An 8,070-nucleotide genomic window follows, 5' to 3' on the forward strand; every position below is an offset into this window, starting at 1 on the left:
GGCAAGGTTGCATCATGTCCCGGGGGCTGGCAAGCAGCCATGCGTGATGCTGTGGACGGGTTATCGGCTGTTTGGTCGGAATCTGTAGGTTGACTGGAGATCCTGGGGCCGCTTTGCGGCCCATCGCCGGCAAGCCAGCTCCCACAGGTACAGCACAGGGTTCAAGGGCTGTGTAATCCCTGTGGGAGCGGGCAAGCCCGCGAAGGGCTGCAAAGCAGCCCCAATGTGCCTTTTGCCAGGCAAAAAAAAGCCCCGCCAAGCGACGGGGTTGAGGTACGAGCGTGGCAGCTCGAAAGGGTACTGCCCCTCGCAAGGAGGGGCAGTGTGCTGCCTTACAGCAGCATGGTGCGGATATCGCCCAGCACGTCGCCCAGGCGCTTGGTGAAGCGCGCGGCGGCAGCGCCGTTGATCACACGGTGATCGTAGGACAGCGACAGCGGCAGCATCAGCTTCGGCTGGAAGGCCTTGCCATCCCAGACCGGCTGCATGGTCGCCTTGGAGACGCCCAGGATAGCCACTTCCGGCGCGTTGACGATCGGCGTGAAGCCGGTGCCGCCAATGTGGCCGAGGCTGGAGATGGTGAAGCAAGCGCCTTGCATCTCGTCGGCCGACAGCTTCTTGGTGCGGGCTTTTTCGGCCAGCGCAGCCGCTTCGGCAGCCAGTTGCAGCAGGCTCTTCTGGTCGACGTTCTTGATCACAGGCACCAGCAGGCCGTCCGGGGTGTCCACGGCAAAGCCGATGTGCACGTACTTCTTGCGGATGATGGCCTTGCCGCTTGGCGCCAGCGAGCTGTTGAAGTCCGGCAGTTCCTTGAGCAGGAACGCACAGGCCTTGAGCAGCAGTGGCAGCACGGTCAGCTTCACGCCAGCCTTCTCGGCCACGGCCTTCTGCGCAACGCGGAAGGCTTCCAGCTCGGTGATGTCGGCGGAGTCGAACTGGGTAACGTGCGGCACGTTGAGCCAGCTGCGGTGCAGGTTTGCAGCACCGACCTGCATCAGGCGGGTCAGGGCCACTTCTTCCACTTCACCGAACTTGCTGAAGTCCACGGCAGGGATCGGCGGGATGCCGGCGCCGCCGGTCGCACCGGCGGCTGCCGGAGCTTCCTTGGCCTTCTGCATCATTGCCTTGACGTAGACCTGCACGTCTTCTTTCAGGATGCGGCCGTGCGGACCGGTCGCGGCAACCGCGCCCAGGTCGACGCCGAATTCACGGGCCAGCTGGCGTACTGCCGGGCCGGCGTGAACCTTGGCGTTGCTGCCGGCAGCCGGTGCGGTAGCGACCGGTGCAGGAGCAGCAGCCGGAGCGGCTGCGGCAGGTGCGGCGGCCGGAGCCGCCTCAGCCTTGGCCGGGGCAGCAGCGGCGGCCGGAGCCGGAGCGGCAGCAGGCGCGGCGCCAGCAACCTTGAGCTTGAAGATCAGGTCGCCAGTGCCGACTTCGTCTTCCAGTTTGCACAGCACTTCTTCGACCACGCCGGCAGCCGGCGACGGGATTTCCATGGAGGCCTTGTCGGACTCCAGGGTGATCAGCGACTGGTCAGCTTCGACGGTGTCGCCGACCTTGACCAGCACTTCGATGATCTTGGCCTTGCCCGACGAGCCGATGTCCGGCACGTGGATGTCCTGCACGCTGGCGGCAGCCGGGGCTGCGGCCGGAGCTGGGGCAGGGGCGGCTTCAGCGGCAGGAGCCGGCGCAGCAGCCTGGGCCGGAGCGGCAGCAGGAGCCTCAGGGGCCGCAGCAGCGGCGCCCTCGGCTTCCAGGACCAGCAGCTCGTCGCCTTCTTTCAGGCGATCGCCCAGCTTGACCTTCAGTTCCTTGATCACGCCGGCCTTCGGTGCCGGGATCTCCATGGAGGCCTTGTCGGACTCCAGGGTCAGCAGGCTCTGGTCAGCCTCGATACGATCACCGACCTTGACGAACAGCTCGATGATTTCACCTTCACCGCTGCCGATGTCAGGTACGCGAATGAGTTCGCTCACTTAAAAATACTCCTCAGCAGTCCAGTGGGTTGCGCTTGTCCGGGTCGATACCGAACTTGACGATAGCGTCTGCAACAACCTTTGGTTCGATCTCGCCGCGGTCAGCCAGGGCTTCCAGGGCAGCCAGCACCACGAAGTGGCGGTCAACTTCGAAGAAGTGACGCAGCTTCTTGCGGCTGTCGCTGCGACCGTAACCGTCGGTACCCAGGACCTTGAACTCTTTGCTCGGTACCCACTGGCGAATCTGCTCGGCGAACAGCTTCATGTAGTCGGTGGAGGCGATGACCGGGCCCTTGCGACCGTTCAGGCACTGCTCGACATAGGTCTGCTGTGGCTTCTGGCCAGGCTTAAGGCGGTTGGCGCGTTCCACGGCCAGGCCGTCGCGACGCAGTTCGTTGAAGCTGGTGACGCTCCACACGTCGGCACCGACGTTGAACTCTTCACGCAGGATCTTCGCCGCTTCGCGGACTTCGCGCAGGATGGTGCCGGAGCCCATCAGCTGTACGTGGTTGCGCGGCTTCGCGGGTGTCTTCTTCCAGCAGGTACATGCCCTTGATGATGCCTTCCTCGACACCGGCCGGCATGGCTGGCTGCTGGTAGGATTCGTTCATCACGGTGATGTAGTAGAAGATGTCCTGTTGCTCTTCGGTCATCTTCTTCATGCCGTCCTGGATGATCACCGCCAGCTCGTAGCCGTAGGTCGGATCGTAGGTGCGGCAGTTCGGGATGGTACCCGCCATCATGTGGCTGTGACCGTCTTCGTGCTGCAGGCCTTCACCGTTGAGGGTGGTACGGCCGGCGGTACCGCCGATCAGGAAACCACGGGTGCGGCTGTCGCCAGCGGCCCAGGCCAGGTCGCCAATGCGCTGGAAGCCGAACATCGAGTAGAAGATGTAGAACGGCAGCATCGGCTGGTTGTGGCAGCTGTACGAGGTACCGGCAGCGATGAACGACGACATGGCGCCGGCTTCGTTGATGCCTTCCTCGAGGATCTGGCCCTTCTTGTCTTCGCGGTAGAACATCACCTGGTCTTTATCGACTGGCTCGTAGAGCTGGCCGACCGACGAGTAGATGCCCAGCTGGCGGAACATGCCTTCCATACCGAAGGTACGGGCTTCGTCCGGGATGATCGGGACGATGCGCTGGCCGATTTCCTTGTCCTTGACCAGCTGCGCCAGAATACGCACGAAGGCCATGGTGGTGGAGATTTCGCGGTCGCCCGAGCCGTCCAGGATCGCTTTCAGCGTTTCCAGTGGCGGGGTCGGTACGCTGAAGCTCTTGGCGCGGCGCTGTGGCACGAAACCGCCCAGGGCAGCACGGCGCTCGGCCAGGTACTTGGCTTCGGCAGAACCTTCTTCCGGCTTGAAGAACGGCAGGTTCTCCAGGTCGGCATCCTTGACCGGGATGTCGAAGCGGTCACGGAAGTGACGCAGGCTGTCGACGTCGACCTTCTTGGTGTTGTGCGCGGTGTTCTTGGCTTCGCCGGCACCGGTACCGTAACCCTTGATGGTCTTGGCCAGGATGACGGTAGGCTGGTCCTTGTGGTTGACCGCCTGGTGGTACGCCGCGTAGACCTTGTACGGGTCGTGGCCGCCACGGTTGAGCTTCCAGATCTCTTCGTCGGACAGGTCTTCGACCATGGCCTTGAGCTCTGGGGTGTTGAAGAAGTTCTCGCGAACGTAGGCGCCGTCTTTGGCTTTGTAGTTCTGGTACTCGCCGTCGATGACTTCGTCCATGCGGCGCTGCAGGGCACCGTTGGTGTCCTTGGCGAACAGTGGGTCCCAGAAACGGCCCCAGACGACCTTGTTGACGTTCCAGCCACCGCCACGGAACACGCCTTCGAGTTCCTGGATGATCTTGCCGTTACCGCGAACCGGGCCGTCGAGGCGCTGCAGGTTGCAGTTGATGACGAAGATCAGGTTGTCCAGCTTCTCGCGGCCGGCCAGGGCGATCGCGCCCAGGGATTCCGGCTCGTCGCACTCGCCGTCGCCCATGAAGCACCAGACCTTCTGCTTGCCGGCCGGGATGAAGCCGCGCGCTTCCAGGTACTTCATGAAGCGTGCCTGGTAGATGGCCTGGATCGGGCCCAGACCCATCGATACGGTCGGGAACTGCCAGAAGTCAGGCATCAGCCACGGGTGCGGGTACGAAGACAGGCCGTTACCATCCACTTCCTGACGGAAGTTGTTCATCTGGTCTTCGCTGATGCGGCCTTCCATGAAGGCACGGGCGTAGACGCCTGGCGAGGCGTGGCCCTGGAAGAAGATCAGGTCGCCGCCGTGTTCTTCGGTCGGGGCCTGGAAGAAGTAGTTGAAGCCGATGTCGTACAGGGTGGCGCTGGAGGCGAAGCTGGAGATGTGTCCGCCCAGGTCCGAGTCTTTCAGGTTGGTACGCATGACCATGGCCAGGGCGTTCCAACGCACCATCGAGCGAATGCGGCGTTCCATGAACAGGTCGCCAGGCATGCGTGCTTCGTGGGTGACAGGGATGGTGTTGCGGTATGGCGTGGTGATCGCATACGGCAGCTGGGAGCCACTACGGGTGGCCAGCTCGCCCATACGGGTCATCAGGTAATGAGCGCGGTCTTCGCCTTCTTTGTCGAGGACCGACTCCAGGGCATCCAGCCATTCCTGGGTTTCGATTGGATCGAGGTCTTGCATGGCTTGCTCCAGGGCGGAAAGGCAACCAGAATCGATTGCCTGAAGTTGCGACTGGCCTTATGGGCAGACGTCGTGAATTCTTGGATTACCGGGGTGTCCTCCGGCGCCGTGTAGTTTTACTACATTTGCTTTCGCATTTCATGCTTTTACACGACACGGGTAGTAGTAAAACTACATTTGTGCGACGTTTCGTCGCATGCTGGCTTGTGAGGAAAAACGTTCATGTTGGTTGGCGTTGTGTCGCGAGCGGGTAATTCTTGATGGTTGTTGCCATTTTTTCGTTCATTTCAGCTATTTCCAACTTTTGTACGACAGTCCAACCGTGGTCCGGCTTCCCCTTGGCCGCTTCTTCCCCTCTATTTCACGCCGATCAAGGATAGACCATGCGCCTACCTTTGCCGTCCGATCTGCCCGCTACCCTGCAACCACTGGTCGCGCGCAACCAGCAATTCATCAGCGATGCCGTGGCTGCCCACCCGGAGCTCGACCTGCAGGCCTGGAGCCCGCTGCACCGGCAGCAGTTCGACCAGGTGGCCGCCGCCAGCGACTTCGTGCTCGGCCTGGCCCGGCGCGAGCCGGCCATGTTGTTCGGCCTGCTGGCCAGTGGCGAGCTGGACCGGCGTTATGCCGCGGGTGAACTGCGCGGCCACGTCGCAGCCGCCGCCAAGGCGGCGCAGAGCGAGGACGAGCTGGCACGCAACCTGCGCCGCGAGCGCAACCGCCAACAGCTGCGCATCATCTGGCGCGACGTCACTCGCCAGGCCGCGCTGGGCGAAACCTGCCGCGACCTGTCCGACCTGGCCGATGCCGCCATCGACGAAGCCTACCAATGGCTGTACCCGCGCCATTGCCAGCAGTTCGGCACGCCTGTCGGCAACCGCAGTGGCCAGCCGCAGCACATGGTGGTGTTGGGCATGGGCAAGCTGGGCGCGGTGGAACTGAACCTGTCGTCGGACATCGACCTGATCTTCGCCTTCCCTGAAGGCGGCGAAACCGAAGGGGTGAAGCGCTCGCTGGACAACCAGGAGTTCTTCACCCGCCTGGGCCAGCGCCTGATCAAGGCGTTGGACCCGGTTACCGTCGACGGCTTCGTGTTCCGCGTCGACATGCGCCTGCGCCCCTACGGTTCGGCCGGCGCGCTGGTGCTCAGCTTCAATGCGCTGGAGCAGTACTACCAGGACCAGGGCCGCGACTGGGAACGCTACGCGATGATCAAGGCGCGGGTGGTGGCCGGCGACCAGGCAGCCGGCGCGCAGTTGCAGGAGATGCTGCGGCCGTTCGTGTACCGCCGCTACCTGGACTTTTCCGCAATCGAAGCGCTGCGCACCATGAAGCAGCTGATCCAGCAGGAAGTGCGGCGCAAGGGCATGGCCGACAACATCAAGCTGGGTGCCGGGGGCATTCGCGAGGTGGAATTCATCGCCCAGGCCTTCCAGTTGATCCACGGCGGGCGCGACCTCAGCCTGCAACAGCGGCCGCTGCTGAAAGTACTGGCCACCCTCGAGGGCCAGGGTTATCTGCCGCCGGCGGTGGTCGCCGAGCTGCGCGAGGGTTATGAATTCCTGCGCTATACCGAGCACGCCATCCAGGCCATTGCCGACCGTCAGACGCAGATGCTGCCGGACAGCGAGACCGATCAGGCGCGGGTGGCTTACATGCTCGGTTATGCTGACTGGCAAAGCTTCCATGACCAGCTGACGCACTGGCGTGGCCGCATTGACTGGCACTTCCGCCAGGTGATCGCCGATCCGGATGATGAAGACGGCGAGGGCGAACTGGTGGTGGGTGGCGAATGGTCGCCGTTGTGGGAGCAGGCGCAGGATGAAGAGGCCGCTGGCCGTCAGCTGCAAGAGGCCGGTTTCCAGCAGCCCGCCGAAGCTCTGCGGCGCCTGGCCGCGCTGCGCTCGAGCCCGCAGCTGCGTTCGATGCAGCGGATTGGCCGTGAGCGCCTGGACGCTTTCATCCCGCGGTTGCTGGCCCAGGCTGTGGAGCATGACAATCCCGATCTGGTGCTTGAGCGCGTGCTGCCGCTGGTCGAGGCCGTGGCACGGCGTTCTGCCTACCTGGTGTTGCTCACCGAAAACCCCGGCGCCTTGCGCCGCCTGCTGACCCTGTGCGCCGCCAGCCCGTGGATTGCCGAGCAGATTGCCCGCTACCCGCTGCTGCTCGACGAACTGCTCAATGAAGGCCGTCTGTTCAGCCCGCCACTGGCGCCAGAGCTGGCCAGCGAGCTGCGCGAACGGCTGACGCGCATTCCCGAGGACGACCTGGAACAACAGATGGAGGCGCTGCGCCACTTCAAGCTGGCCCACAGCCTGCGCGTGGCCGCTTCGGAAATCAGCGGCAACCTGCCACTGATGAAAGTCAGCGACTATTTGACCTGGCTGGCCGAAGCCATTCTCGACCAGGTACTGGCCCTGGCCTGGCGCCAGACCGTGGCCCGCCATGGCCAGCCCAAGCGCAGCGACGGCAGCCTGTGCGACCCGGGCTTCATCATCATCGGCTACGGCAAGGTGGGTGGCCTGGAACTGGGCCACGGCTCGGACCTGGACCTGGTATTCATCCACGACGGCGACCCGCAGGCGGAAACCGACGGCGCCAAGCCCATCGACAGTGCGCAGTTCTTCACCCGCCTGGGCCAGCGCATCATTCACCTGCTGGCCACCCAGACCAACTCTGGCCAGCTGTATGACGTGGACATGCGCCTGCGCCCGTCGGGGGCCTCGGGCCTGCTGGTGAGTTCGCTGGGCGCGTTCGAGCGCTACCAGCAGAACGAAGCCTGGACCTGGGAGCACCAGGCCCTGGTGCGGGCCCGCGTACTGGTGGGCTGCCAGCAGGTGGGGGCGGCATTCGAAGGCGTGCGTGCCAAGGTGCTGGGCCAGGCCCGCGACCTGGAAAAACTGCGTAGCGAAGTGAGCGAAATGCGCGCCAAGATGCGCGACAACCTTGGCACCAAGGCCACCGCTGCCGGTACGGCGGCCAACGCCTTCGATGCCGGTGTGCCGTTCGATATCAAGCAGGATGCCGGCGGTATCGTCGATATCGAATTTATGGTGCAATACGCTGCTTTGGCCTGGTCCCACGACCACCCGGCCATACTCCGATGGACCGATAACATCCGCATTCTGGAAGAGCTGGAGCAGGCAGGTTTGATGCCGGCCAGTGACGCGGTGCTGTTGCGTGAAGTGTACAAGGCGTTCCGCTCGGCTTCGCACCGCCAGGCCCTGCAAAAGCAGGCCGGGGTGATCGATGCGGCGCAGTTTGCCGATGAACGCCGTGAGGTGCGGCGGATCTGGGGTGAGTTGGGCCTGACTTGATATCGAGTTGGCTTCATTCGCGGGCATGCCCGCTCCCACAGGGAAAGCGCAGGGCTGGATGGCTGTGCAATACCTGTAGGAGCGGGCGTGCCCGCGAATGGGCCATGTGAGTGGTAC

The 8,070-nt window shown here is 63.7% G+C and carries 2 protein-coding genes and 1 pseudogene; 1 reads left to right on the forward strand and 2 read right to left on the reverse strand.

Translation table 11 applies throughout. The features are described 5' to 3' along the window. Window positions 1–332: 332 nt before the first annotated feature. Both aceF and aceE read right to left on the reverse strand, forming a co-directional pair. Complete coding sequence (gene aceF / locus QIY50_12395; protein WGV22875.1) at window positions 333–1,976, reverse strand: dihydrolipoyllysine-residue acetyltransferase; 1,644 nt, start codon at window positions 1,974–1,976, stop codon at window positions 333–335. A 13-nt stretch (window positions 1,977–1,989) separates the two neighbouring features. Beyond that, window positions 1,990–4,636 (reverse strand): annotated as a pseudogene (gene aceE, locus QIY50_12400) (pyruvate dehydrogenase (acetyl-transferring), homodimeric type). 383 nt (window positions 4,637–5,019) lie between these two features. Between aceE and glnE the strand changes: the two are divergent. Next, window positions 5,020–7,953, forward strand: coding sequence for a bifunctional [glutamate--ammonia ligase]-adenylyl-L-tyrosine phosphorylase/[glutamate--ammonia-ligase] adenylyltransferase (gene glnE / locus QIY50_12405; protein ID WGV22876.1), 2,934 nt, complete (start codon window positions 5,020–5,022; stop codon window positions 7,951–7,953). Window positions 7,954–8,070 lie beyond the last annotated feature (117 nt).

The organism is Pseudomonas putida (assembly GCA_029953615.1).
Classification (GTDB): domain Bacteria; phylum Pseudomonadota; class Gammaproteobacteria; order Pseudomonadales; family Pseudomonadaceae; genus Aquipseudomonas.

Bases quoted from the DNA above. Each gene is read 5' to 3' on its own strand.
- glnE (WGV22876.1), top strand. From the start codon at position 5,020: ATGCGCCTACCTTTGCCGTCCGATCTGCCCGCTACCCTGCAACCACTG.